Here is a 25,108-nt window from a genome sequence, read left to right on the forward strand (position 1 = left end):
CGACACAGTGCGCGCGGACGTCCGCTCAGCCGCCCTTGCGGACGTTGGCGCGGGCCAGCACGGCGTCGACCTTGACCGTCCTTCCCGAGCTCAGCACCTCGACCACGACCTTGCCGCGCCGGGTCCCGGAGAACTGGTCGATGACCACGATCTCGCGCTGCGAGGCCTTGGCGCGGCCCAGGTCGACCGTGCGCCAGCTCGTCGAGCCGACGCGGATCCGCACCTTCCCGTACGACGGCGCGGTCGGGGCGTAGAGCCGCAGCTCGCCCACCGTCGTGGTCCTGAGCACCAGCCGCGCGCCCTTCTTCCGGCTCACCAGCACGGAGCCGTCGAAGGCGGCCGACGACCTCTTCTTCTTCCAGCCGGCCCGGCGAGCGGGCTCGGTGGGCACGGAGAACGCGAAGGGCTCGGTCCAGGCGCTCGACGTACCGGCGCGATCGACGGCGCGGGCGGTGAAGCTGTGGTCGCCGGAGGCGATGTCGCCCAGCACCCAGGACCCCGGGGTGCAGGGGACGCCGTTGCCGTCGAGGAGGCACTCGAAGCGGACGCCCGACTCGCTGCTGTTGAGGCGGACCGGCAGCCGACGCGAGGGTACGACGGGACGTTGCGGCGTCTGGGCGTCGTACGCGTCGGGGGTGGCGAAGGCGACCGGCGCCGTGGTGTCCTGCCGCCAGGTGAGTCCGGCGGGCGACGCGTCCAGGTCCTCGCCGGGCTCGTCGTCGCCCAGGGGCAGCAGCGGGTTGGCCGAGTAGACGATCGCCTGGTCGGCGGCGTCGACGGCGCGGACCGCGAAGGCGTAGGGCTGGTCGGAGTCCGCGAGCCCGCCGTAGGTGCGCGGGCTGGTGCAGGGCGTCCAGTCGTGGGCCTGCGCGGGGCCGGTGAGCCGGCACTGGAGGGCGATCGGGTCCTGGTCGCCGTCGGTGTGCTGGCCGGTGAAGGTGAAGGACATCGTCGAGGTGGCGACCCAGCCGTCCGCATTCGCGGGCGTCGAGACGGCGGTGAGCGTGGTCTCCGGCGGGACCTCGTCGTCGCACCCGGCTCCGAGGGCCGGGCGCTGCTCGGCCAGGCAGCCCGGCGAGGCGTACGACGGGGACGCCAGCCCGACCGGGAGCAGGACGGCGGTGAGGGCGCCGATCGCGAGGGCGGCGGTACGGCGGGTGCGGGTCATGGGTGCTCCGAGTCGTCGTGGCCGACGTCCCCCGACGCCGGCTCGCGGGACAGGCTACGAGCCGGACACCGAACGCGCCACGGGTTCCGCGCTGCGGGCCCCGGCCCAGGGACGGGCGGCGTAGGAGAAGAGGAGGACGATCAGCAGCAGCACGACCCCGGCCGCGGCGGCGTAGACGGCGGCCAGCACGTCGTCGGAGGCATCGGTGGAGAAGGCGACGACCGGAGCCAGGGCCGAGGCGCCGACGAGCACGGTCGCCGTCCGGAGCCACGCGGTCGCCCGACCATCCCCGGCGGACCTTGCCCGGTCGCCGAGCTCGCGGCACAGCAGCGTGCAGGCGGCCAGCTGGGGCACGTTCGCCGCCCACCACAGGGACGGGTGCAGGCCGTCTAGTGCCTCCTGGACCGACGGCCACCACACCACGAGGGACACGACCAGCGCCGCCGCGGCGAGGACGCCGAGCGCCAGGGAGAGGGCCAGGCGGCGGATCCCCAGCAGGACCAGCACCCAGCCCGCCGCGTCCGGCAGGGCGTCGTACCCGTGGACGCGGGCGGTCAGCGCGACGACCAGCAGCCCCATCGCGACGGACTGGAGGGGCTTCACGCGCGAGACGCTAGCGCCCCGGTGACCAGCCACGCGTCACCGCGGGCGCGCCGGGTGAGGATGACGTAGCGCGCACCCATGAAGACGACGACCATGGCCAGCCAGACGGGGACCAGCCCACCGGGGCCGAGGGCGGCCAGCAGGGCGGCCGGGGCGTAGACGGCCAGCACGACCAGCCCGCCGCGGGCGAGGTAGCGCCCGTCCCCGGCCCCGATGAGCACGCCGTCGAGCACGAACACCACCCCGGCGATCGGCTGGCCCAGGGCGGCCACGAGCAGGACCGGGACCAGCAGTCGCTGCACCTCGGGGTCCGGGGAGAAGAGGGCCCCGATCCATGGCGCGACAGCGGCGAGGAGCAGCCCGGTCGCGATGCCGCCGCCCCACCCCCATCGGACGAGGCGCTCGGTGAGCCGGCGGGTGCCCTCGACGTCGCCGGCGCCCAGTGCCCGCCCGGTGATCGCCTGGGCGGCGATCGCCAGTGCATCGAGGGCGAAGGCGAGGAAGGTCCACAGGGTGAGGGCGATCTGGTGGGTGGCCAGGTCGCGGGCGGAGTCGGTGCCGGCGAGCGTCACGGCGTACGTGCCGACGAGCAGGCAGGCGCGCAGGGTCAGGGTGCGCATCACGAGCGGTACGCCGGCGCGGGCCGCGGCCCGGATGCCCGGCAGGTCGGGGGAGAGCGGCGCCCCCTCACGGCGCGCGGCCGCGACGACGACGGCGACGAGCACGGCGGCGCTGCCCACCTGCGCGATCACCGACCCGAGCGCCGAGCCGGCGATGCCGAGGTCGAGGCCGTAGACGAGGGTGACGTTGAGGACGATGTTGGCGATGTTGCCGCCGACCGCGACCCACAGCGGGGTGCGGGTGTCCTGGAGCCCGCGCAGCACCCCGGTCGCCGCGAGCATGAGCAGCAGCGGCGTGGTGCCCCAGACGGCGATGCGCAGGTACGTCGTCGCCTGCTCGCTGACCGCGTCCCCGGCACCGAACAACCCGACCAGCGGGCCGGCGAGCACGAAGCCGACCGCCGTGGCCACCCCGCCGATGAGCACCGCGAGCCAGCAGCCGTCGATCCCCTGGGTGAGGGCGCCGCGCAGGTCCCTGGCACCGAGGTGGCGCGCGACGCTGGCCGTGGTCCCGTAGGCGAGGAAGACGCACAGCCCGACGATCGTCTGGAGGACGGCACCGGCGATGCCCAGCCCGGCGAGCGGGGTGGTCCCGAGGTGCCCGACGACGGCGGCGTCGGAGAGCAGGAAGAGGGGCTCGGCGACCAGGGCCAGGAAGGCCGGGACGGCGAGCCGGAGGATCTCGCGGTCGGTCGTGCGCACGTCGGCCAGCGTAACGACCACAGGGCGCTTCTGGCCATGACATGTGACGCATGTGAAAGTTCGGGTGGCCCGATGGGACTACCTGTGTACAACCCGACCGGACCTGTGGGAAATGGACCGGACGTGCTGCATGTCGACAAACCGACCGGCGACTCCCACATGTCGAGAAGGTGGACGACGGGTGGGGGCAAGTGTTTTCGCTCCACAGCGCCGCCCCACTGTTTGTGCAGGTCAGCGGCGTGTTCGCTGCCGAGCTCGGGGGCTTGTCCACAGCCCGGTCCCCAGCCAGTGCACAACATCCCGCGTGTCGTCCACGGCAATCCACCGGTTATCCCCAGACCCTGTGGATAACTCGGCGGTGCTGGCTGGCCGGGCGGCGTGCGGGCGACGTACCGTCACGCGGTGCGGGACCCGGGACGACCCGGGCGACGTGAGACGGCCGGACCCCGGTCGGGCCCGGCGTCGTCCGATTGTCGGTGCTCGGCCCTAGCGTCGGCACCGGCGCGGCATCGGGGTCGGTGACCGGCAGTGGCCGAGGGTCAAGGACAAGGGCGCAGAGGCCAAGGATGAGGAGTGACGGGTGAGCATCGCGGGCCAGGACCTGGGGCACGACAGTGGACCTCGCGACCCGGAGTACGACTGGGGTGACGGACCCGCGGCCTACGAGCCGGGCAACGCGCCCCGCCAGCCTGGTGACCGCACGCCCCCGCAGGACAACGCGGCCGAGCAGTCCGTGCTCGGCTCGATGCTGATCTCCAAGGACGAGATCGCCAACGTCACCGAGACGCTGCGCGGGGTGGACTTCTACCGTCCCGCGCACGAGAAGATCCACGACGCGATCATCGACCTCTACGGTCGCAGCGAGCCGGCCGACCCGGTCACCGTCGCAGCCGAGCTCCAGCGACGTGGCGAGCTCTCCAACGTCGGCGGCGCGCCGTACCTCCACACGCTCTCGGCCAACGTGCCGATCGCCGCCAACGCGGCCTACTACGCCGAGATCGTCCGCGAGAAGGCGATCCTGCGCCGCCTCGTCGAGGCCGGCACCAAGATCGTGCAGATCGGCTACGCCGGCGAGGGCGCCGTCGACGACGTCGTCGACCAGGCCCAGGCCGAGGTCTACAAGATCACCGACCGGCGTACGGCGGAGGACTACGCGCCGCTGTCGGACATCATGAACCCCGTCCTCGACGAGATCGAGGCGATCGGCAACCGGGAGGCCGGCCTGTACGGCGTGCCCACCGGCTTCGCCGACCTCGACGACCTCACCAACGGTCTGCACTCCGGCCAGATGATCATCGTGGCGGCGCGTCCCGCCATGGGCAAGTCGACCCTCGCCCTCGACTTCTGCCGGGCGGCGTCGATCCACAACAACCTCACCAGCGTCTTCTTCAGCCTCGAGATGACGCGCTCCGAGATCATGATGCGACTCCTCTCCGCCGAGGCGAAGGTGCCGCTCAACCACATCCGCAACGGCCAGATGGGCGACCAGGACTGGGACGCGCTGGCCCGCAAGATGGGCCAGGTCTCCGGGGCGCCGATGTTCATCGACGACTCGCCCAACATGACGATGATGGAGATCCGGGCCAAGGCCCGCCGGCTCAAGCAGCGCCACGACCTCAAGCTCATCGTCATCGACTACATGCAGCTGATGAGCTCGGGCAAGAAGGTCGAGTCCCGGCAGCTCGAGGTCTCGGAGTTCTCGCGCCAGATCAAGCTGCTGGCCAAGGAGCTCGAGCTCCCGATCATCGCGCTTTCCCAGCTCAACCGTGGTCCCGAGCAGCGTGGCGACAAGCGGCCGATGATGAGCGACCTGCGTGAGTCCGGGTCGCTGGAGCAGGACGCCGACATGGTGATCCTGCTGCACCGCGACGACGTCTACGAGAAGGAGTCGACCCGCCCCGGCGAGGCCGACCTGATCGTGGCCAAGCACCGCAACGGCCCCACGCGCGACCTGACCGTGGCCTTCCAGGGTCACTACTCGCGCTTCGTCGACATGGCGCACTGAGCCGGGCTGCGGCCTTCGTCGACCCGGCCGACGAGCGCTCTGGTCAGCGGGGATCGGTGGCCAGCAGGTCGTAGGTGAGCTCGTCGGTGAAGGTCCCGTCGATCAGTGCGTCGCTCTGGCGAGTGCGGCCGGTCAGCACGAACCCGGCCGCCTCGGCCACGCGTTGTGACCCGACGTTCCCGACGGCGACGCGCAGGGTGAGGCGACGCAACCCACTGCCTCCCTCGGCCGCGGGCGTGAGCGCCTCGTCGACCACGGCGACTGCGGCGGCCGTCGTGGCGCGTGTGCCGCGGACCGCCGGGTGGGCCCAGTAGCCGAGCGCCGCGGTGTCGGCCAGGTCGCCGCCGCGCCCGATGAGGCTGATGTGCCCGAGCAGCTCGTCGGTCGCCGCGTCGGCGATCGCCCAGCTCATGAAGCCCCCCGCTGCGACGCGCGTGAGCGCCCGCTCGATGAACGCGTGGGCGTGGTCGAGGCTGTAGTGCTCGTTGATGACGTCGCTGCCGAGCCACGCGACGGTCTCCGGGTCCGAGCACGCCTCCTGGACCCGGGGCGCATCCTCGGGCTTCAAAGGGCGCAGGGTGACGTGACGTCCGTCCGCGGCCTGGGTGGTCAGGTGTGCGCGCATGGCGGGGACCGTACCCGGGGCGGACGTCCGCGCGGTGGACGTGTCCGGACGCCATGGTCAGACCCTCAAATCGGGCAGGTTCTCCCCGCGATCGCGACGCGCGCCCTCGTGGCGGGCATCCTCGACCCATGTCCGTGCCGACGCTCGACGAGCGCTCCGCGGCGATCAGCGAGCTGGTGGTCGCGGCGGACGACTTCGCGGCGCGGGCCACGATGCAGGAGGCCTGTCGCGATCGCGCGCGGCCCGGGACCGGCCTGCACCACCAGCACGCCCACTCGGCCACGCTGTGGCGCGTGGCCGAGCGGCAGCTCCGCGACCGGATCCGTGAGCTCGAGTCCGCGGTCGGCCCCCGCACGACGTGACACCGCCGACGACCGACGGCGACTGGCCCGCAGGTGCCTTGTCTCCTCGTCGTGCCGGGAGGATCGTGGGATCTACGGGTAGAGCACGAGGCACGAGCACGGTCGGTGCCACGACGTACGGGCGGACTGGCACGGATCACGTCTGAGCACGACCCCGGTCAGGCGGCAGCAGGACCGACCAGCGCGAAGGAGACGCGCATGTCCCACACACACAACATCGACACCCCGCACGAACGACGCCCGTTCCAGGACCACGGCCACATGGACGTGGTCACCCTCGGAGACTTCACCCTCGGCCGAGGCGTCTTCGAGCCCGGCTGGCGCTGGTCGAACGACGTCAAGCCGATCGCCGGCACCGACTCCTGCCAGGTCCACCACACCGGCTTCTGCCTCTCGGGACGGATGACCGTCACCTTCGCCGACGGCGAGGAGATCAGCGTCGGTCCCGGCGACGTCGTTGACCTCGACCCGGGCCATGACGCGTGGACCGTGGGCGAGGAGCCCTGCGTGATCATCGACACCGGGGTCGCGGCGTACGCCACCCCCGGCTGAACGCACCGCACCCGACGGGCGCCGCGACTGCCGCGGCGTCCGGAGGCAGGGTCGCGGACCGGTCAGTGTCGCCGCGCGCGGACCACGACCAGGGCGACGCCCACCACGGCCGCGAGGCCGAGGGCGGTCTCGACGGGTCGGCGTTCCGCGAAGCCCACGAACGCCGCGATCGCGGTCCCGACCGCCTCGAGCGGCCGGGTTCCGCTCGAGACCTCCTCGATGTAGACCCCCGGGCTCTCATAGCTCGCCATCGTCGTCTCCTTCTCATCTCCTTGGTGGTGCCACGACTACTCCGCCCCGTTCGCGGTGCGCAGGCTCGAGACGCGACGCCGGCCGCCGTCGTCGAGGTGCACCACGACGGACAGCACACCCGGCCCGGCCGCCTCGGTCTCGACGTCTCCCAGGGCCTGGAGCATGGCGAGGGAGGCGGGGTTGTCGGCGCGGGTCACCGTCCGTATGCGGTCGATGCCCGCGGGTCGGTCCCGCATCAGGACCTCCAGCAACGCCGTGGCCACGCCGCGTCCCTGCCACTCGTCGACGACCGTGACGCCGAGGTCGGCCGCCTCGGGATCGTCGGCGTAGCGGATGATCCGGGCCAGGCCGATCGGGACCTCCGTGCCGTCCCGGGAGATCACCAGCGCCACCAGAGCCACGTGGTCGACGCCGTCCACGTCGTCCACCAGGTGGTCGAGCATCGCGTCGGACAATGTGGGGACGGCCGCCAGGAACCTGCTGAACCGGGTCTCCAGCGACAGCTGCTCGTACTCGTCGCGCAGCGCCTCGCGGTTCGCTGCGAGGAGCGGTACGACGAAGGCGTCGGTGCCGTCGCGCAGACGCACCGGGGTGAGGTCATCCACCTCGCTGGCCGTCGTACATGGACTCGAGCAGCGACGCGTAGCGCGACTCGACCACCGTGCGGCGCACCTTCATGCTCGGCGTCAGGTGCCCCTCCTCGATGGTGAGGTCGTGGTCGAGGATCCGGAAGTCCTTGATGGTCTCCCACCGGTTGAGTCGCGCGTTGAGCACGTCGACGCAGGACGCGACGTACTGGCGCACGGCAGGATCCGCCGCCAGCGTCGCGTAGTCGGTGGCGGCCAGACCCTGCGCCTGTCCCCACAGGGCCAGCGCGTCGGGATCCAGCGCCACCAGCGCGGTCGCGTAGTTGCGCCCGTCGGCATGCACCAGCATCTGGCTGGCCAGGGGGCAGACCCCCTTGAACATGACCTCGATGACCTGGGGGGCGATGTACTTGCCACCGGAGGTCTTGATCAGGTCCTTCTTGCGGTCGGTGATCCGCAGCCGGCCGCCCCCGTCGAGCTCCCCGACGTCACCCGTGGCGAACCAGCCGTCATCGCTGAGCACCTCGGCGGTCGCCTCGGGCCGGTGGTGGTAGCCGCGCATCACCCCCGGACCGCGGATGAAGACCTCGCCGTCCGCCGCGAGCCGGAGCTCGGTCCCCGCCAAGGGCGGTCCCACCACGCCGATGGCCATGTCGTCGAGGCGTGAGATGCACGCACCCGAGCTGGTCTCGGTCAGGGCATAGCCCTCGAGGATGGGCATCCCCGCCGCGTGGAACCACCGCGCGACGTCGTGCGACAGGGCGGCGCTGCCGGACACCAGGAACCGGATGCGTCCGCCCAACCGGTCACGGATCCTGGCGAGCACCAACCGATCGGCGACGGCGAGCTGCGCGAGCACCCAGGGGGCGGGACGCCGACCCTGCAGCCGGGCGTCGGAGGCCTGCGTCCCGACGTGGAAGGCCCATCGGAACAGCTGGCGCTGGAGGGCGCCCTCCTCCTCGACCCTGGCGACCACCGCCGAGTGCACCTTCTCGTAGGTCCGCGGCGGCCCCGCCATGAAGGTGGGCCGCACCACCGCCAGGTTCTCGACGATCTTCTCGATCCGCCCGTCGACCGCGGTGGGGAAGCCGACCTGCAGCTGCACGACCTCCAGCATCTTGCCGAAGGCGTGCGACAGCGGCAGCCACAGGTACTGGAGGTCCTCGGGTGAGAGGAGGTCGAGCGTCGTGGCGCCGGCACCGATGTAGGTCCAGCAGTGGTGGGTGAGCTCCACGCCCTTGGGAGGTCCCGTGGTGCCCGAGGTGTAGATCAGCGTCGCCAGGTGCTCCGGCTGGATCGCGGCGACCGACTCGTCGACCGCCGTCGGATGCTCCGCGAGGTGCTTGGCGCCCAGGGCCTGCAGGTCGTCGAGGCCGATCACCCACGCGCCGTCCGGCGTGCTGTCGAAGGTCACCACCCGCACCACGTCCGGGAGCCGCCCGCGCTGCTCGCGCAGCTTGGCGACCTGGGTGTCGTCCTCGGCGAACACGATCCGCGACCCGCTGTCGGCGACGATGAACGCGACGCCGTCCGCGCCGGTGCTGGGGTAGACGGTCGTCGTGGCGGCCCCGGCGCACGTGATGGCGAGGTCGGCGTACAGCCACTCGATCCGGGTGTTGCTGGCGATCGCCACGGGCTGCTCCGGCCGGATGCCCAGCGCGAGGAGCCCGGCGGCCATCAGCCGGACGGTCTGGTCGGTCTCGGCCCACGTCACCGACGCCCACCCGTCGTCGGTGGGGAAGCGGTAGGCCTCCACGTCCGGCGTCGCCGCCACGCGGTCGGCGAAGAGGCGCGCCATGGACACCGCGGGGGCGGGGTACGTCGAGTGGCCCGTCGTGCCGGCCGTCTGCATCGTCATGGGTCCTCCGGACGTCGTGCCTCGCGCTGCGAACCACCCGCGTCAGCAGCCCGGGGGACGACCACAGCCTTCCGCCAGTCTCACCGGACGCACGGACCCCCACTAGGGACCTTCGTCCTGCGCAGGCGAGGCATCAGACGTGGTCGGAGAGGAAGGCGATCTGGTCGCCGGCCACACGGTTGATGTGCTCCGCCGAGAAGCAACCGAAGTGGTCCATCGGATAGCGCACGAGCTGCGCGTGTGGAGCCGTGGCGGCGACCTTCTCGATGGGTGCCGCAGGCGCCATGCCGTCCTGGTCGCCCACCTGCAGCAGGACGGGTGCCGCGATGTCGGCCGCCCGACGCACGGGGCGGTAGCGGAACATCGCGAGTGCAGCCGAGCTGTTCACCTGGTTGCGCCAGTCGGTCCCTGCGGTCAGTGCTTCGAAGCCCCTCGGGGCCTCGGGCGCCGCGATCGCGGCGAGCGTCCCGGGCGGTCCCGCCACCGGCACGGTGACCGGGCGTCGCGTGAGCACCTCTCGCACGGCCCGCCCCATGCCGCGGAGCTGGACGCCGACGGGAGCGGGGCGCATGTTGAAGGCGACCCCGTCGGCAACCGGTGCGATCGACACCACCGCCGCCACGCGTCGATCGTCGGCGGCCGTCAGCAGCACGTGGCCGCCGGCCACTGACATGCCCCACAGCACGATGCGATCGGGGTCGACCCCGGTCAGGGTGCGGGCATGGGCGACGGCTGCGCGCCAGTCCTCGAGCTGCTCGGACAACGAGAACCAACGGCGCGGCTCACCCGCGCTGTCGCCCCAGTGCCGGTGATCGAAGGTCATCGAGGCGAGACCCGCCGCAGCGAAGCGCTCGGCGTACGCGGGCAGGCCGTCGCGTCGCGTCAACGTGCCCCCGGGACCCATGACGACGCAGGCGACCGGGCCCGCGTCACCGTCCGGGCGCACGAGCGTTCCCGCGCACCGCACGCCGGACGAGGTGAAGCTGACCGCGATGGGCTCCATCCAGCGACCATAGCCCTGCGCGGGTCCGGGATTCGTGGCTGCAGCAGCGCGGGCGATGACCACATCCGCGGGACGGGCGAGTGGTCGCCAGGGGCTCTGGGCCCCCGGTGGTCACGACCGGCGCAGGGCCCGTCCTCCGGCCCCGATCGAGCGACCGTCCAGCCAGCGGGGCACCGAGCGGCGGTACGCGTCGTACGCGCCGCCGAAGTTGGCCAGCAGGGCCCGCTCCTCGGCGCCGACCTGGAAGCGGTCGATGACGACGACGAAGGCGGCGACCGGGAGCAGCGCGGCGCGCGAGCCGCGGCGTACGGCGTGGGCGACGAGCAGCCCGGCCATGCCGACGTACATCGGGTTGCGGGTGACGGCGTTGACGCCGGTGGTCACGAGCACGGTGGCCTGCGACGGGTCGAAGGGCTCGAGGGTGGTGCCGTGGCGCCGGAACGCGCGCGCAGAGGAGGCGGCCAGTCCGACCGAGCCTCCCGCGACCGCGGTGGCGACCACGGTCCTGGGTGCCGAGGGACGGGTGGCGCCGGGGCTCAGCGCCCGCTGGGCGAGGCCCGCGGCCAGTGCCAGCAGTGGAGGTGGAGGGCGCATCACCCCGCCCACGATGCCACCGTCGGCGCCGCCGGTCGAGGGCTCCGGCTGGCGGTCGCGGACAGCAGCAGGGCGGCTCCCGGAGGAGCCGCCCTGCTGTCGGAGATGGTGTTGTCGCCGAGGGTCAGCCGACGCGGACCTTCTTGGACGACGCGGCCGGGATGGCCGGCCCGGTCCCGCCGACGACGACGTCACCGGCACCGGCGAACTTGGTCCGGATCAGGGTCTTCTTGCGGGCCTTGAACTTCGCCTTCGCCACGCCGGTGCTCGGGGTGGTGACGGTCTTGAACGTCTTCCACTTCTTGCCGACCTTCTTCTGGAAGACGACCGGCTGGCCGGCGACCGGCGCGGTGTTGCCGTCGGTCTTCGCGACGAGACGCGACTTCGCGGTGACCTTGTTGCCCTTGGTCTTGGCCTTGAGCGACAGCGAGGTGGTCGCCCGGCCGACGACCTCGAAGGTGGAGGGCGTGCCGTTGAAGGGGCCGTAGTACGTCTTGCCGGCCGCGTCGGTCCAGGTCTTCAGGATCGGCTGGAGCGTCCAGGTGCCGCGGGGCTCGACGCGACCGCAGATCTGGATGGTGGTGGTGCCGGTCAGCGGGGACCCGTTGATGGTTCCGACGTAGCTGCTCACGCCCTCGGCGCCGGTCGGGTAGACGGGCTTGATCTGCAGGAACCAGTCCTTGACGTCGGCGGGGAGGTTCACCGAGTAGTTCACCGGCTGGTCGATGCAGTTGTCCCCGACGTACGCCGTCGGCGTGGTGGCGGTGGACTCGCCGACGGCGTGGGCGGGAGCGGCCGTCGCGACGAGTGCTGCTGCGGTCATGGCGAGTGCGGCGATGCGGGCGGTGAGCTTCATCGTGGTCCTTCGTGTCGGTGGGTCGATCGGCCGGGGGTGGGCCGGGTGCGGCCTGCGGCCAGACACTCCCCCCGCGGTGCGCGCGCCAAACCCCCGCGGAGAAACCCGGGTCGTCAGGTCCAGAGCAGGACCGCGCCGACCAGCCCGGCGACGACGATCCCGGCCCGCAGCAGCGCGGCCGGCAACCGGCGACCGATGCGCGCGCCGACGTACCCGCCCACCACCGATCCGCTCGCAAGCAGTACGACGGCCCGCCAGTCGATGTCGGCGGCGAGGACGAAGATGACGCTCGCCACGAGGTTGGCCGCGAGCACGGCCAGCGTCTTGAGCGCGTTGGCGACGCGGAACGGCAGGTCGGTCCCGAGCCCCAGCACGGCCAGCATCATCACGCCGGACCCCGCGCCGAAGTAGCCGCCGTACGCCCCGGTGATGGTCGCGAAGACCCCGGTGAGGGGCGACACGTGGTGGCGCTCGATCGCGTCGGTCCCGCGCCGGGTGCGCAGCCACGCCGACAGCCGGGGCTGGACGCCGACCAGCAGGCAGGTGCCGAGGATCAGCCAGGGCACCACGGCCTCGAAGACCGTCGCCGGGAGGGCGAGCAGCAGGACCGCGCCGGCCACCGAGCCGACGGCGCAGGTGGCCAGCACGACGGCGGTCACCTGCGGGTGCTCGCGCAGCTCGCTGCGGTAGCCCCACGAGCCGCTGAGCGCGCCCGGCGTGAGGCCGACCGTGTTGGACGCGTTGGCCACCACCGGCGGGAGCCCCACGGCGACCAGCACCGGGAAGCTGAGCAGCGAGGCGATCCCGACCGTCGAGGTGAGGATCCCCGCGCCGAGCCCGGCGAGCAGCACGACGAGCTGCTCGGCCCCCGTCACGTCGTACGGAGCACGGCGACGTCGCTGACCATCTCGACGTGGGCGTGCATCGCGCTGGCGGCGGCGGGGGGGTCGCCCGCCCGGATCGCCTCGGCGATCGCGCGGTGGCCGGCCAGGGAGGCGCGCGGCCGCTCGGGCTGGGACAGCGACTCGATGCGCGTCTCGCGGATGAGGTCGGCGATCTCGCCCATCAGCTGCGAGAGCAACAGGCTGTGGGCGGCCGCGGTCACCGCCGCGTGGAAGTTCTCGTCGCCCTCGACGCCGCGCCCGCCGCGCTCGATGTCGGCCTCCATGCCGGCCAGCGCGTCCTCGATGCGCTGGAGGTCGGCCTCGGTACGGCGCTGCGCCGCCAGCGCCGCGATCTTGGTCTCGAGGGCGTCGCGGGTGTCGATGATCTCGGGCAGCCGGTTGGCGTGGGCGCGGACCGCCTCGACGATCCGTGTGGCGCCGAGGGACTTGGCGACGACCGTGCCGTCACCGTGGCGGACCGCCACCGCGCCGATGACCTCCAGCGCCACGAGGGCCTGGCTCAGCGTCGCCCGGCTGACCCCGAGGCGCGCGGCCAGCTCCCGCTCGGGCGGCAGCTTGTCGCCGGGCCGGAGGTCGTGCTCGGCGATCCACGTCGAGATCTGCTCGGCGACCTGCTCGTAGAGCCGCACCCGGGACAGCGGCGCCGGGAACGACGGCGCGGGGACGCGCGGAGGAGGCGGGGACGACTCGGTCATGGGACCACCCTATTGACAGATGGCTGAGTGGGCTATTGGCTAGGCCACTGATCCAGTACGTGACGCCGGTCACGTCGCAGGCAGAAGGAGCCTCCTATGGGAGCGGAATGGGTGGCGATCATCGCGTTGGTCGCCTTGTTCGTCGTGGGCACGTTGTTGCCCATCAACATGGGGGCGCTGGCGTACGTCGCGGCGTGGTTCGTCGGCATGTACGCCCTCGACCTGGACGAGAAGGAGATCCTCAGCGGGGTCAGCGGTGACCTGATCCTCACCCTGATCGGGGTCACGTACCTGTTCGCCATCGCGCGCAACAACGGGACGGTCGACCTCATCGTGCGCACCGCGGTCAAGGCCGTCGGGGGTCGCGTGGCGCTCATCCCGTGGGTGATGTTCGCGGTGACCGCCGTGCTGACGGGCATCGGTGCCGTCAGCCCGGCCGCCTGCGCGATCATCGGCCCGATCGCCCTCGGCTTCGCCGGCCGCTACGGCATCAGCCCGCTGATGATGGGCATGTTCGTCGTGCACGGCGCCCAGGCCGGCGGCTTCTCCCCGATCAGCATCTACGGCGTCATCACCAACTCCGTCATGGAGGGCGCGGGGCTCCCCTCGAGCGAGATCACCGTCTTCCTCGCCAGCCTGGTCGTCAACACCGTGATGGCCGCGATCCTCTTCGTGGTCCTCGGCGGACGCAAGCTGATGGCGATGCGGATCGACCCCGACGACCCGGACACCCTCGACGAGGACCTGCACCGCGGCGGCGCGACCGTCCCGGCCCGCGGCTACGGCACCTCGATCCCCACGGGCACGCAGGCCGTCGGCGTCCGCCGCGACCAGCTGCTCACCCTCGTCGCGTTCGTCGCGGTCGCGCTCGTGGCCCTGATGTTCGACAAGAACATCGGCTTCGTCTCGATCACGGCCGCCGTCATCCTGGCGATGCTGGCGCCCCAGGAGCACAAGGACGCGGTCAAGCAGATCGCCTGGCCCACCGTGCTGCTCGTGGCCGGCATCAGCACCTACGCGACCATCCTCACCACCGCGGGCTCCCCGGAGTTCGTCGGCAACTGGGCCGCCGGGCTCGGCGTCGCCGCCATCGGTGCGCTCGTCCTGTGCTACGTCGGCGGTGTCGTCTCGGCCTTCGCCTCGTCCACCGCGCTGCTGCCGGTGATCATCCCGATCGGGGTGCCGCTCATCGCCGACGGCGGCATCAACGCGGCGCTGTTCGTCGCGGCCCTCGCGGTCTCCTCGACCATCGTCGACGTCAGCCCGTTCTCCACCAACGGCGCCTTGATGCTGGCCAACAAGCCCGACTCCATCAGCGAGCCCGTCTACTACAAGCAGATCCTCACCTACGGCGTGATCGTCACGCTGGTCGGTCCGCTCGCCGTGTGGGCCGCGCTGGTCCTGCCCGGGTGGGGCTCGTGACCGGGCCCCTCGACGGGGTCCTGGTCGTCGACCTCTCCCGCGCGCTGGCCGGCCCGCACGCCACGATGATGCTGGGCGACCTCGGTGCCCGGATCGTCAAGGTCGAGGCGCCGGGCCACGGGGACGACACCCGGGGCTGGGGTCCGCCCTTCGTCGGGTCGCCGGAGGAGCGCCAGTCGACGTACTTCCTCTCGGCCAACCGCAACAAGGAGTCGATCGCCCTCGACCTCAAGGCGGACGCCGACCGCGAGCTGCTGCTGCAGCTCGTCGACCGCGCCGACGTGCTGGTCGAGAACTTCCGGACCGGCGTGCTGGAGCGCCTGGGCCTCGGCATCGACTCGCTCCTCGAGCGCAACCCGCGTCTGGTCGTGCTGTCCATCACCGGTTTCGGCCACGACGGCCCCGAGGGCGGGCGTGCCGGCTACGACCAGATCGCCCAGGGCGAGGCCGGCCTCATGTCGCTGACCGGGTCCGGACCCGACGACCCGCAGCGGGTCGGCGTACCGATCGGCGACCTGCTCGCCGGCATGTACGGCGCGTACGGCGTGCTCGCCGCGCTGCACGAGCGCTCGACCACCGGCCGCGGCCAGGTCGTGCGCACCTCGCTGCTGTCGGCCGTCGTGGGGGTGCACGCCTTCCAGGGCACCCGCTGGACGGTGGCCGGCGAGGTCGGCCGGGCGCAGGGCAACCACCACCCCTCGATCTCCCCCTACGGGCTCTTCCGCTGCCGGGAAGGCGCGGTGCAGATCGCGGTGGGCAGCGAGGGGCTGTGGCGTCGGCTGTGCGACGGCTTCGGGATCGACCCGGCCACGCCGGGCCTGGAGACCAACGGCGACCGCGTCAACGCACGCGAGCGCACCATCGAGGTCGTCGAGGCGGCCTTCGCCGACTGGGACGCCGAGGCCCTGCTCGCCCGGCTCGCCGAGGTCGGCGTACCGGCCGGCAAGGTGCGGACCCTCGACGAGGTCTACGAGTGGGAGCAGACGCGCAGCCAGGGACTGCTGGTCGAGGTCGACCACGCGTCGCTCGGGCCGGTGACCCTGCCGGGTCCGCCGCTGCGCTTCTTCGACCCGTCGGGCAGCGAGACCACCCGCCGCGACCACGCCGCTCCGCCGCTGCTCGACCAGCACGGCGCCGCCGTGCGCGGCTGGCTGGAGGAGCAGGAGTGAGCGCCGCGACCGCTCCGGAGTCCCGCCGCCGGTGGGGCGCCGAGGAGCTGCTGGACCTCGTGCTCGACGAGGGGTCCTGGCAGTCGTGGGACCGCCCCATCGACATCTCCGGCCACGACGAGGGCTACCAGCGCGAGCTGCGGGCCGCGCGGGAGAAGGCGGGCACCGACGAGTCGGTCATCACCGGTCGCGGCCTGGTCCGCGGCCGGCCCGTGGCGGTGGTCGCCAACGAGTTCCGCTTCCTCGCCGGCTCGATCGGGCGGGACGCGGCGGGTCGCATCACTGCCGCCGTGCGCCGCGCGACGGCCGAGGGCCTGCCGCTCCTGGCCACCACGGCGTCGGGCGGCACCCGCATGCAGGAGGGAACGCCGGCGTTCGTCGAGATGGTCGAGATCACCCGGGCGATCGGGGCCCACAAGGCGGCCGGGCTGCCCTACCTCGTGCAGCTGCGCCACCCCACGACGGGCGGCGTCTATGCCTCGTGGGGCTCGCTGGGCCACGTGACGGTCGCCGAGCCCGGCGCGTTGGTGGGCTTCCTCGGCCCGAAGGTCTATGAAGCGCTCAACGGCGAGCCGTTCCCGGCGGGCGTCCAGCAGGCGGAGAACCTCGCCGCCAAGGGCGTCATCGACGCCGTCGTCGCGGCCGAGCAGCTGCCCGAGCTCGTCGACCGGTCGCTGCGGGTGCTGCTCGACGCCCCCGAGCCGCCGTCACTGCCGCGCCGCGACCCCACGGCGCTGACCACCCGCACGGCGTGGGAGTCGGTCGGCATCACCCGCCTGCCCGGGCGGGCCGGGGTACGCGACCTGCTGCGGTACGGCGCCAGGGACACCCTGCGCCTGCGCGGCACCGACGAGGGGGAGCGCGACGAGACCGTGATCGTGGCGCTGACCCGGCTCGACGGCCAGCCGTGCGTGCTCGTCGGCCAGGACCGGACCCGCCAGGACGCCGACCGGGCGATGGGACCGGCCGCGCTGCGGGAGGCCCGGCGCGCGATGAACCTCGCCGAGGAGCTCGGCCTGCCGCTCGTCACCGTGATCGACACCCCCGGCGCCGAGCTCTCGGTCTCCGCCGAGGAGCGGGCGGTGGCCGGGGAGATCGCCCGGTGCATCGCCACCATGACCCGGATGCGCGTGCCGACCCTCGCGGTGCTGCTGGGCCAGGGCTGCGGGGGCGGCGCGCTGGCGCTGCTGCCGGCCCGCCGGGTGCTGGCCGCGCAGCACGCGTGGCTCTCGCCGCTGCCGCCCGAGGGCGCCAGCGTCATCGTGCACGGCGACACCGCGCACGCCGAGGAGATGGCCACCCGTCAACAGGTCCGGGCGCTCGACCTCGCCGCCAACGGGACGGTGCACCGCATCGTCCCCGAGCGTGAGGACGACAGCGCCGAGTCCCTGGCCCGTGCCGTCGCGGCGGAGTGCGCCGCCATGCTGGTGAGCATGGGGGTCGAAGCCCGGCCGCGCTGACCGGGCGCTTCCTGGCCGCTGGGGCGTGCCGAGCGGGCGTTTCCTGGCCGCTGGGGGGTGCCGAGCGGGCGATTCCTGGCTTCGGTGTGGCTTCGGTGTCACCTGGTGGCACCGAAGCCACACCCAGTGGGTCGACCGGGAGTCCCGCCGACCTCGGCCCCTCGGTCTGAGGTCCGTCAGGCGAAGGCGTCCACGCCGGTGAGCTCGGCCGAGACCTGCCAGAGCCGGGCCGCCTGCTCAGGGTCGGTGGCCCAGTCGCGCACCCCACGGCGCGCGCCGTCCTCGACGTACGACACGGCCACGTCGACGTCCTCGCAGTAGACCCCGCCCTTGCCCTCGAGCTGGGGTGAGGTCGCGGCCCACACCTGGGTGGCGGCGCCCTGCTCGGGCGTCTTGAACTCGGCGCGCGGCGTGCCGTCCTCGTCGAACCAGCCCATCGCGACCTGCTCCTCGCGGGGGAGGTGACGCTGGAGCGGGGTGAGGATCCCGCCGGGGTGCAGGGCGAAGGCGCGCACCCCCTTGCCGCGCTCGTGGGTCTGGCCGAGCCGGTCGAGGTGGACGGCGAAGAGCACGTTGGCGGTCTTGGCCTGGCCGTAGGCGGTCCACTTCTCGTAGCCCGACTCGAACATCAGGTCGTCCCAGCGGATGGGGCTGCTCAGGTGGCCCATCGAGGAGACGCTCACGACCCGGGCGCCCGGCGCGAGTGCCGGCCACAGCCGGTTGACCATGGCGAAGTGGCCGAGGTGGTTGGTGGCGAGCTGGGCCTCCCAGCCCGGACCGACGCGGGTCTCGGGGCATGCCATGATGCCGGCGCTGTCGATGACCATGTCGAGCACGACACCGCTGGCCAGGATGCGGTCGGCGAACGCCTCGACGCTGGTCAGGTCGCCGAGGTCGAGCGTCTCCACCGTGACGCCGTCGATGCCGGCGAGCGCCTCGGCGGCCGTCTCGGGACGACGCGCGGGGACGATCACCGCTGCGCCGGCCTTCGCGAGCGCCCGCGTCGTCTCCAGCCCGATGCCGGAGTACCCGCCGGTCACCAGGGCGGTCCGGCCGGTCAGGTCGATCCCGGCGAGCACCTCGTCGGCGGTGGTGTGGCGGTCGAAGCCCGAGCCGATCGGCTCCTGCGGGGTGGGGGTGTAGGTCATGTCCCGAACGTAGCCCGCTGCTGTCAGGAAGTGCCCGGTCGGCGGGATCGAGGTGTCAGGAAGTGCCCGGTCGGCGGGATCGAGGTGTCAGGAAGTGCCCGGTCGGCGGGATCGAGGTGTCAGGAAGTGCCCGGTCGTCAGGTGCGGGCGCTCGCGTAGCCGAGCGCGGCGGCCAGCCCGAGGGCGCTGCGGGGCTCGTACGCCGCACGCCACAGGCCGCCGTGCACCGCGGCGTACGCCTCGTCCTGCCACGGGTGCTCGTGGACCGGCTGCTCGGTGCTGAGGTCGTGCACGAGCAGGGCCGCCATCAGCGTGTTGGCGGTGTCGGGCTCGAAGACCTCCACGCCGAAGCGGTGCGCCCCGGCGAAGGCGGCGGCGAGCGCGCGGTTCTTGACCACCGAACGGGTCCGGGTGGACGGGGCGACGTGGAAGGAGACCAGCTGGCCGTCGCGGCGGGCGACGGCGGCCCGCCAGCGCTGGATCCGCTTGGCCAGCGCGTAGTTGGGGCCCTGGACCGGCACGATGGCGTCGCTGATGCCCGGGTCGGCGGCCGGCGGGTAGGCCCGGTGCAGCAGCCGGCCCCGCGTCGCCCAGCGCAGCGGCCGCCCGACCAGCTTGGCGGCGCCGGAGCGCTCGCGGTAGGCACGGGTGGAGTGCTCGACCGCCTCGCGGGGCACGGCGAAGGCGTCGGTCGGCGTGGCCAGGAAGGCCAGGGCGGTGTCCGGGCGCGCGGCGGTGAGCCGGGTGGCCAGCGCGTCGGCGGCGGCGGCGACGCGCACGTGGGTGGCGCCGTCGGCGTACAGGTAGTTGCCCAGCACCAGCCGCCCGTCGAGGCGGGCCAGCCAGTCGGAGACCGCGGGGACCTCGGCGAGCAGGTCCGCGCCGTACGACCCGTCCTCGGAGCCGGACGGGTCGAAGGGCGCGAGCAGGCGGCCGGCCCCGGCGCGGGCGGTGCGCTCCAGGCGCTCCCACAGGGCCTCGCGCGGGAGGTCCACGGCGGCCACGGTGGCGCCCCAGCGCAGCAGCGCGGCGAGCGGCCCCATCTCGGCGCCGGCGCCGAGCACCGCGACGGTGCGGCCCTCGAGCCGCAGCCACTCCGGGTGCTCGACGACCTCCCCGACGGCCGCGGCCGCCGACGGCTCCAGCACCCCGCGCGCGACCCACTCCTCGAGCTGGGCGAGCAGGTCGGCGCCGCGCAGCTCGCGCCCGCGGTAGGTCAGGACCAGCTCGGCCTGCCGCTCGCCCTCGCCGAGGACCTCGTGGGTGCCGAGGGTGCGCACCGCGCGCGCGGTGGCCAGCGAGTCGAGCGGCTGCTCGGTCCCGTCCGGGGCCACGACGACGAGGGTGCGGCGTACGGCCTCGAGGCCGGCCTCGGCGATCGTCGTCCAGGCCTCGGGGGTGGCGATGCCTGCCTCGACGAGCCGGCGGAAGTGCAGCACGTAGCCGCTGCGCCAGGCCGTCTCCTGCTCGGCGCCGAGGGCCCCGACCGGGTCGACCGGGCGCAGGGCGGCGGCCACGACGGCCCGGCCCGCCCGGGTGGTGCTGCGGCGGCCGTCGCTGTCGGCGGGGAAGGAGACTCCATGCGTCATGGACCCATCATGGCCGGACCCGGTCGGAGGCACGCCCGTCGCCCCGCGGCTACGGTGGAGGCCACGAGAGGAGCTGCGATGCCGTCACCGGACGACGTGGAGGACGCGGACGCCGCGCTGGTCAAGGGTGATGCCCCTCCCTCACGGCACACGCCGCTCGACCGCGGGCTGATCCTCGAGGCCGCGATCACCTTCATCGACGAGCAGGGCCTGCCGGGGCTGACGATGCGGCGGCTCGGCCAGGCGCTGGGCGTCGAGGCGATGGCGCTCTACCGCTACGTCGCCGGCAAGGAGGAGCTCCTCGACGGCGTCGTGGACCGCCTGGTCGAGGGGATGCGCACCGACGCCGAGGTCCTCGACAGCCCCAGCGACGGCTGGCAGGACTTCGTGCAAAGACTCGCCCACGGCGTACGACGGGTGGCGCTGGCGCACCCGAAGGCGTTCCCGCTGGTCGCGTCCCGACCGCCCGAGGCGCCGTGGCTGCGACCGCCGCTGCGCAGCCTGGAGTGGGTGGAGGCCTTCCTGGTCGGACTCGAGTCGGAGGGCTTCTCCGACGAGGCGGCGGTCGCGAGCTACCGCGCCTTCACCAGCTTCCTGCTCGGCCACCTGCTCCTAGAGGTGTCCACGCACGGGGCTGACGTCGGCCCGCTCGACGTGCTGGAGGAGTCGTCCGAGCCGGGGCTGGAGGACTACCCCACGGTGAGCCGGCTGCGCCGCCAGCTCGCCCAGGACCACGCCAACGTGGAGTTTGAGGAGGCGCTGGAGGAGCTGCTCAACCGGCTCGCGCAGGTCCGCCAGGAGGGCAACGCGGGCTGAGCCCGTCCCGGGAGACGGGGGGAGGACGCCACCCCTGAGGTGGCACCCCTAGGGCTGGGACCGCTAGGTGGTGGCGCCGGGCTGTGCTTGGTTTACAACGTAAATCGATCCTCACCACTCCCCGTTGGAGGCACCACCCTCATGGAAGACACCCTTCAGGACGGCCTGCGCGATGGCGTCAGCACCGTCTCCGAGTTCCTGCCCAAGCTGCTGCTGTTCCTCGTCGTCCTCATCGTCGGCCTGCTCATCGCCAAGGGCATCGCCAAGGCCCTCAACGCGATCCTCGAGCGGGTCGGCTTCGACCGCGCCGTCGAGCGCGGCGGCATCAAGCGCGCGATGGCCAACTCGAAGATGGACGCCAGCGACGTGGTCGCCAAGCTCATCTACTACACGCTCGTGCTCTTCGTGCTGCAGCTCGCGTTCGGCGTCTTCGGCCCGAACCCGATCAGCGACCTGATCGAGCGGGTCATCACCTTCCTGCCGAGCCTGGTCGTCGCGATCATCATCGTCGTGGTCGCCTCGGCGATCGCCGCGGCCGTCAAGACCCTCATCGAGGGCACTCTCGGCGGGCTGTCCTACGGCCGGACCATCGCCAACATCGCGTCCGTGTTCATCCTGTTCCTCGGCATCGTGGCCGCGCTCAACCAGGTCGGCGTCGCCACCACGGTGACCCTGCCGGTGCTGGTCGCGATCCTGGCCACCGTGGCCGGCGTGATCATCGTCGGCGTCGGCGGCGGGCTGGTCCGTCCCATGCAGCAGCGCTGGGAGGGCTACCTCTCCACGGCCGAGCGGGAGGTGCCGCGCATCAAGCAGCACGCCGCAGCGGCCCCGTCGGTGCAGGAGCAGGCCCGTCACCAGGCCCCCTGGGTCGACGACCGGGTCTGAGCACCACCCGCCCGCACGCCGCAGCCCCCGTCCCCCCAGTGGGGGCGGGGGCTGTGCCGTTCAGGAGGCGCTGTCGTCCGGGTCGGGGACCGCCTGGAGCCGCTCCCGAGGGGGCTGGGGTCGCTGCCGGCCGAGCTCCCCGCCGATGCGACCGCCGTGGGGCCGGCCGTGGTCGGCGTACTCCTCGCGGGTGAAGGCCAGGATCCGCAGCGGGCCGGGACCGAGCTCGATGCGGGTCGAGGTACGAAGGATCGAGGAGCCGACCCGGCGCCCGTGCACCCGCAGCTCGGCGTCGTCGAGGGCGTGGACGACGAACTCGTCGGCATCGTCGTGGACGACCTCGGCGTGGACCGGGGCCAGGCCGGGCAGCACGATGTCGCAGCCGGGGTCGGACCCGATGGTCGTGCGGTCGTCCTGGAGCCAGTGCGTGGGGGTGTCGGTGCGGGTGATGCCGTCACCCGGGACCTCGACGAGCCGCGGGAGGCCGCCGCGGCCGGGGTCGTGGGTCGTCGTCACCCGGCGCACCGGGCGCCGCAGGAAGGTGGGGGCCACCGGGAACGGCGTCGCCGGGGGCAGCAGGCCGGGACCCGGCAGGGTCGCGACGTCGTTGCGCAGCCGACCGCGTCCGGCGGACACGGCGCCCCGCAGGCCGGCGACGCGCATGTGGGCACTGCGGGTGAAGGGACGCTGCCACCAGGGACAGCGCACGTTTCCCAGGGTCACGAGCGGTACGTCGTCGGCGTCGCGCACCTGCACCGACACCCCGAGCTCGGCGAGCTCGGCGGCGATCCGGCGCAGGCCGGCCGCGTCGGCCCCGCCGGCGAACGCCACCGGATCGCTGACCCGCAGGACCAGGGCGCTGCCCCGCCCCTGGAGGGAGCCGGTGACCGGCTCGTGGCCGGGGGTGTCGACGCGGAAGCAGACGTCGGCGTCGATGCGGGTCCGCAGGGTCGTCACGCCGCCTCCGGTGCGGGACCCCGGGTGGTGTCGTCGTCGGTGGAGATGCGCAGGGTGCCGTCGATCTTCCAGGTCGCGCGCGGCGCCTTCGGGCCGGTGTCGCGAGGCACCTCGACGGCCATGTCCACGAACTGGTAGTTGATCGCGGCGCGCCGGCCGGTCAGGAACGACCACATCTCCCGACCGAGGTCGCTCCAGTCCACGACCGAGTCGGCACGGAAATCAGTCTGGTCCTGCGTCATGGTGAGCCTCCGGGTGCTGTAGGGTCTGGCTGAAGTTCGACACAGAACTTCGACAGACTGTTTAGGTTATGGAGCGAGTATGGACACGAGCGTCGCCTCACCGCAAGGGTCGGACGATCTGTTGACCATCGGCGAGCTGTCGAAGCACGCCGGAATCTCCACCCAGCTGGTGCGGGCCTGGGAGCAGCGGTTCGGGTTCCCCGAGCCGGTCCGGCTGCCCAGCGGGCACCGCCGCTACACCGCCGCGGACGTCCGCGCCGTCCAGCGGGTCGTCGAGGAGCGCGACCGCGGCCTGCGCCTCGAGGAGGCCATCGCGGCCACCCTCCGCTCCGGACAGCTGGGGGAGGGTGCCTCGGTGTACGCCGCGCTGAGCCGTCGCCACCCCGAGCTCACGTCGTACACGCTGACCAAGCGCACGCTGCTGGCGCTGTCGTGGGCCATCGAGGACGAGGCCGTCGCGCAGTCCTCCCACGGCATCCTGCTCGGCACCTTCCAGCGGGGCCGCTACTACGGCCGGTCCCGTCGCCGGTGGGAGGACCTGGCCCGCACCGCCCGGGCGGCGGTGGCCATCGCCGACTTCGAGTCCCACGACGACGAGTCCCGCCCGGCGACGGTCGGCCTCCCGGCGGACTCCCCGCTGCTGCGGGAGTGGATCGTGGTCCACGAGGCTCCCGACTTCGCGGTCGCGCTCGTGGCCTTCGAGCTGCCGGGCCACGGCGCGACGGGCGACGACCGGCTCTTCGAGGCGCTGTGGTCGGTCGACGGCGGCGTCGTGCGCGACGCGGCCGTGCTGACCGCCCAGGCCGGCGCCTCGGCCGGCTCCCGCGCGTCGGCCGACGTGCTCGCCGTCCTCGAGCAGACCCCCACGCGGCCGAGCACCCCGCCGGCCGCGGCGACCGCGGTCTTCAACCGGATGGTCGCCTACACGGACGGTACGTCGCTGCGCGCCCGGCGTTCCTGAGGTGCGGCGTTCCTGAGGTGCGGTGTTCCTGAGGTGCGGTGTTCCTGAGGTGCGGCGCACCTGAGGTGCGGCGTACCTGAGGTGCGGCGTACCTGAGGTGCGGCGTACCTGAGGTGCGGCGCACCTGAGGGTGGGGGCGGCCTCCCGCCGTCGCCGTACTGTCGAGGACATGCACACACGACACCTCGGACCCCACCAGGTCGGCGCGATCGGCCTGGGCCTGATGACCTTCGACCAGAGCGGCCCCCAGCCCCGCCAGCAGCTCCTCGACACCGTCACCGCCGCGCTCGACGCCGGCGTCACCCTCTTCGACACCGCCGACGCCTACGGCCCCGGCGACGACGGTGCCGCCGCGCAGGGCCAGAACGAGCGCCTGATCGCCTCCCTGCTCGACGAGCTCGGCGCCCGCGACCGGGTCGTGCTCGCCACCAAGGGCGGTCACGTCCGCACCGACAGCGGCGACTGGGCCACCGACAGCACGCCCGAGCACCTGCGCGCGGCCGTGGACGCCAGCCTCGGGCGCCTCGGCGTCGAGCAGATCGCCCTGTGGCAGCACCACCGACCCGACCCGGACGTGTCGTACGACGACGTCATCGGCACGCTGAAGGAGATCGCGGACAGCGGCAAGGTCGCCCACGTGGGGCTCTCCAACGCCGACCCCGACCAGATCCGCGCGGCCCACGCCGTGCTCGGGGACGCGCTGGTGAGCGTCCAGAACCAGTTCAGCCCCAAGTTCCTCAGCAGCCGTCCCGAGATCGACGTGTGCGAGGAGCTCGGCCTGGCCTTCCTGCCGTGGAGCCCGCTGGGCGGCCTCAACGACGCCAAGGGCCTGGCCGACAAGCACCCGGCCTTCGCCGAGGTGGCGCAGGACCGAGGGGTCAGCGCCCAGCAGGTCGCGCTGGCCTGGGAGCTCGCGCAGTCGCCGTGCGTGGTCCCGATCCCCGGTGCCAAGCGCCCCGACTCGGTCCGCGACTCCGCCGCGGCGGCCGACCTCGAGCTCACCGCCGACGAGCTGGCCCGCCTCGACGGCTGAGCGACCGCGTCACCCGCGTGCTCGCCTCCGCCTTCTCAG

General features: G+C 73.1%; 26 protein-coding genes. 10 read left to right on the plus strand and 16 right to left on the minus strand.

Features of this window, described 5'->3' with window-relative positions; genetic code table 11:
* Nucleotides 1–25 precede the first annotated feature (25 nt).
* Genes ASG94_RS10010 through ASG94_RS10020 form a run of 3 tightly spaced genes read right to left on the minus strand, consistent with a single transcriptional unit; the run spans nucleotide 26 to nucleotide 3,093 of the window.
* Complete coding sequence (locus tag ASG94_RS10010) at nucleotides 26–1,168, minus strand: hypothetical protein (protein WP_056926089.1); 1,143 nt, start codon at nucleotides 1,166–1,168, stop codon at nucleotides 26–28.
* A gap of 54 nt (nucleotides 1,169–1,222) precedes the next feature.
* A complete protein-coding gene (locus tag ASG94_RS10015; protein ID WP_056926090.1) occupies nucleotides 1,223–1,771 on the minus strand; it encodes a hypothetical protein in 549 nt (182 codons plus the stop codon).
* Nucleotides 1,768–3,093: an MATE family efflux transporter gene (locus ASG94_RS10020; protein WP_156411497.1), complete on the minus strand. Its 1,326-nt coding sequence runs from the start codon at nucleotides 3,091–3,093 to the stop codon at nucleotides 1,768–1,770. The genes ASG94_RS10015 and ASG94_RS10020 overlap by 4 nt, the downstream gene beginning before the upstream one ends.
* Before the next feature lie 580 nt (nucleotides 3,094–3,673).
* On the opposite strand from ASG94_RS10020, the gene dnaB reads away from it, so the two are divergent.
* Nucleotides 3,674–5,098, plus strand: a complete 1,425-nt coding sequence (gene dnaB / locus ASG94_RS10025; RefSeq protein WP_082624033.1) for a replicative DNA helicase — start codon at nucleotides 3,674–3,676, stop codon at nucleotides 5,096–5,098.
* A 43-nt stretch (nucleotides 5,099–5,141) separates the two neighbouring features.
* Here the strand turns inward: dnaB and ASG94_RS10030 are convergent, their stop codons facing one another.
* On the minus strand, nucleotides 5,142–5,723 hold the full coding sequence (locus ASG94_RS10030; RefSeq protein WP_056926092.1) for a GNAT family N-acetyltransferase: 582 nt from the start codon (nucleotides 5,721–5,723) through the stop codon (nucleotides 5,142–5,144).
* A gap of 128 nt (nucleotides 5,724–5,851) precedes the next feature.
* Here ASG94_RS10030 and ASG94_RS10035 point away from each other — a divergent pair, with 128 nt between their 5' ends.
* Together ASG94_RS10035 and ASG94_RS10040 are read left to right on the plus strand one after the other, a co-directional pair.
* Nucleotides 5,852–6,085: a hypothetical protein gene (locus tag ASG94_RS10035; RefSeq protein ID WP_056926093.1), complete on the plus strand. Its 234-nt coding sequence runs from the start codon at nucleotides 5,852–5,854 to the stop codon at nucleotides 6,083–6,085.
* Nucleotides 6,086–6,283: 198 nt separating this feature from the next.
* Nucleotides 6,284–6,637 (plus strand): cupin domain-containing protein, encoded by a 354-nt coding sequence (locus ASG94_RS10040; RefSeq protein ID WP_056926094.1) that lies wholly within the window; start codon nucleotides 6,284–6,286, stop codon nucleotides 6,635–6,637.
* 62 nt (nucleotides 6,638–6,699) lie between these two features.
* Here ASG94_RS10040 and ASG94_RS10045 read toward each other — a convergent pair whose 3' ends face one another.
* From ASG94_RS10045 to ASG94_RS10080, 8 genes are all read right to left on the minus strand, one after another.
* The gene (locus ASG94_RS10045; RefSeq protein ID WP_056926095.1) at nucleotides 6,700–6,888 is read right to left on the minus strand and encodes a hypothetical protein; all 189 of its coding nucleotides are present in this window, start codon (nucleotides 6,886–6,888) and stop codon (nucleotides 6,700–6,702) included.
* Nucleotides 6,889–6,924: 36 nt separating this feature from the next.
* The gene (locus ASG94_RS10050; RefSeq protein ID WP_056926096.1) at nucleotides 6,925–7,494 is read right to left on the minus strand and encodes a GNAT family N-acetyltransferase; all 570 of its coding nucleotides are present in this window, start codon (nucleotides 7,492–7,494) and stop codon (nucleotides 6,925–6,927) included.
* On the minus strand, nucleotides 7,487–9,334 hold the full coding sequence (locus tag ASG94_RS10055; RefSeq protein WP_056926097.1) for an AMP-dependent synthetase/ligase: 1,848 nt from the start codon (nucleotides 9,332–9,334) through the stop codon (nucleotides 7,487–7,489). Before ASG94_RS10055 ends, ASG94_RS10050 begins: the two co-directional genes overlap by 8 nt.
* Nucleotides 9,335–9,467: 133 nt before the next feature.
* Nucleotides 9,468–10,337, minus strand: coding sequence for an alpha/beta hydrolase (locus tag ASG94_RS10060; protein ID WP_056926098.1), 870 nt, complete (start codon nucleotides 10,335–10,337; stop codon nucleotides 9,468–9,470).
* Nucleotides 10,338–10,448: 111 nt separating this feature from the next.
* Complete coding sequence (locus ASG94_RS10065) at nucleotides 10,449–10,931, minus strand: methyltransferase family protein (protein ID WP_082624112.1); 483 nt, start codon at nucleotides 10,929–10,931, stop codon at nucleotides 10,449–10,451.
* A 124-nt stretch (nucleotides 10,932–11,055) separates the two neighbouring features.
* A complete protein-coding gene (locus tag ASG94_RS10070) occupies nucleotides 11,056–11,787 on the minus strand; it encodes a hypothetical protein (RefSeq protein ID WP_056926099.1) in 732 nt (243 codons plus the stop codon).
* A gap of 113 nt (nucleotides 11,788–11,900) precedes the next feature.
* Entirely contained in the window at nucleotides 11,901–12,662 is a 762-nt protein-coding gene (locus ASG94_RS10075; RefSeq protein ID WP_056926100.1) for a sulfite exporter TauE/SafE family protein, read from the minus strand.
* Nucleotides 12,659–13,387 (minus strand): FadR/GntR family transcriptional regulator, encoded by a 729-nt coding sequence (locus ASG94_RS10080; RefSeq protein ID WP_056926101.1) that lies wholly within the window; start codon nucleotides 13,385–13,387, stop codon nucleotides 12,659–12,661. Before ASG94_RS10080 ends, ASG94_RS10075 begins: the two co-directional genes overlap by 4 nt.
* Nucleotides 13,388–13,483: 96 nt before the next feature.
* Here ASG94_RS10080 and ASG94_RS10085 point away from each other — a divergent pair, with 96 nt between their 5' ends.
* Genes ASG94_RS10085 through ASG94_RS10095 form a run of 3 tightly spaced genes read left to right on the plus strand, consistent with a single transcriptional unit; the run spans nucleotide 13,484 to nucleotide 17,438 of the window.
* On the plus strand, nucleotides 13,484–14,809 hold the full coding sequence (locus ASG94_RS10085) for an SLC13 family permease (RefSeq protein WP_056926102.1): 1,326 nt from the start codon (nucleotides 13,484–13,486) through the stop codon (nucleotides 14,807–14,809).
* Nucleotides 14,806–15,978 carry a CaiB/BaiF CoA transferase family protein gene (locus tag ASG94_RS10090; RefSeq protein ID WP_056926426.1) on the plus strand — a complete coding sequence of 391 codons (1,173 nt, stop codon included), beginning with the start codon at nucleotides 14,806–14,808 and terminating at the stop codon, nucleotides 15,976–15,978. The genes ASG94_RS10085 and ASG94_RS10090 overlap by 4 nt, the downstream gene beginning before the upstream one ends.
* Nucleotides 15,975–17,438 carry a carboxyl transferase domain-containing protein gene (locus ASG94_RS10095; protein ID WP_056926103.1) on the plus strand — a complete coding sequence of 488 codons (1,464 nt, stop codon included), beginning with the start codon at nucleotides 15,975–15,977 and terminating at the stop codon, nucleotides 17,436–17,438. Before ASG94_RS10090 ends, ASG94_RS10095 begins: the two co-directional genes overlap by 4 nt.
* Before the next feature lie 176 nt (nucleotides 17,439–17,614).
* On the opposite strand, the gene ASG94_RS10100 is transcribed toward ASG94_RS10095, so the two are convergent.
* Nucleotides 17,615–18,586, minus strand: a complete 972-nt coding sequence (locus tag ASG94_RS10100) for an SDR family NAD(P)-dependent oxidoreductase (RefSeq protein ID WP_056926104.1) — start codon at nucleotides 18,584–18,586, stop codon at nucleotides 17,615–17,617.
* A gap of 137 nt (nucleotides 18,587–18,723) precedes the next feature.
* The gene (locus tag ASG94_RS10105; RefSeq protein WP_056926105.1) at nucleotides 18,724–20,175 is read right to left on the minus strand and encodes a hypothetical protein; all 1,452 of its coding nucleotides are present in this window, start codon (nucleotides 20,173–20,175) and stop codon (nucleotides 18,724–18,726) included.
* Nucleotides 20,176–20,253: 78 nt separating this feature from the next.
* Here ASG94_RS10105 and ASG94_RS10110 point away from each other — a divergent pair, with 78 nt between their 5' ends.
* Together ASG94_RS10110 and ASG94_RS10115 are read left to right on the plus strand one after the other, a co-directional pair.
* Complete coding sequence (locus ASG94_RS10110) at nucleotides 20,254–20,991, plus strand: TetR/AcrR family transcriptional regulator C-terminal domain-containing protein (RefSeq protein ID WP_056926106.1); 738 nt, start codon at nucleotides 20,254–20,256, stop codon at nucleotides 20,989–20,991.
* Nucleotides 20,992–21,132: 141 nt separating this feature from the next.
* Nucleotides 21,133–21,876, plus strand: a complete 744-nt coding sequence (locus tag ASG94_RS10115) for a mechanosensitive ion channel family protein (protein WP_056926107.1) — start codon at nucleotides 21,133–21,135, stop codon at nucleotides 21,874–21,876.
* A 60-nt stretch (nucleotides 21,877–21,936) separates the two neighbouring features.
* Here the strand turns inward: ASG94_RS10115 and ASG94_RS10120 are convergent, their stop codons facing one another.
* Together ASG94_RS10120 and ASG94_RS10125 are read right to left on the minus strand one after the other, a co-directional pair.
* Nucleotides 21,937–22,833 (minus strand): FHA domain-containing protein, encoded by an 897-nt coding sequence (locus ASG94_RS10120; RefSeq protein ID WP_056926108.1) that lies wholly within the window; start codon nucleotides 22,831–22,833, stop codon nucleotides 21,937–21,939.
* Nucleotides 22,830–23,075: a hypothetical protein gene (locus ASG94_RS10125; protein WP_056926109.1), complete on the minus strand. Its 246-nt coding sequence runs from the start codon at nucleotides 23,073–23,075 to the stop codon at nucleotides 22,830–22,832. Before ASG94_RS10125 ends, ASG94_RS10120 begins: the two co-directional genes overlap by 4 nt.
* Before the next feature lie 121 nt (nucleotides 23,076–23,196).
* Here ASG94_RS10125 and ASG94_RS10130 point away from each other — a divergent pair, with 121 nt between their 5' ends.
* Entirely contained in the window at nucleotides 23,197–24,036 is an 840-nt protein-coding gene (locus ASG94_RS10130; protein ID WP_056926110.1) for a DICT sensory domain-containing protein, read from the plus strand.
* 169 nt (nucleotides 24,037–24,205) lie between these two features.
* On the plus strand, nucleotides 24,206–25,069 hold the full coding sequence (locus ASG94_RS10135; protein ID WP_056926111.1) for an aldo/keto reductase: 864 nt from the start codon (nucleotides 24,206–24,208) through the stop codon (nucleotides 25,067–25,069).
* The last annotated feature ends 39 nt before the right edge of the window (nucleotides 25,070–25,108 follow it).

The organism is Nocardioides sp. Soil805 (assembly GCF_001429625.1).
Taxonomy (GTDB): Bacteria; Actinomycetota; Actinomycetes; order Propionibacteriales; family Nocardioidaceae; genus Nocardioides.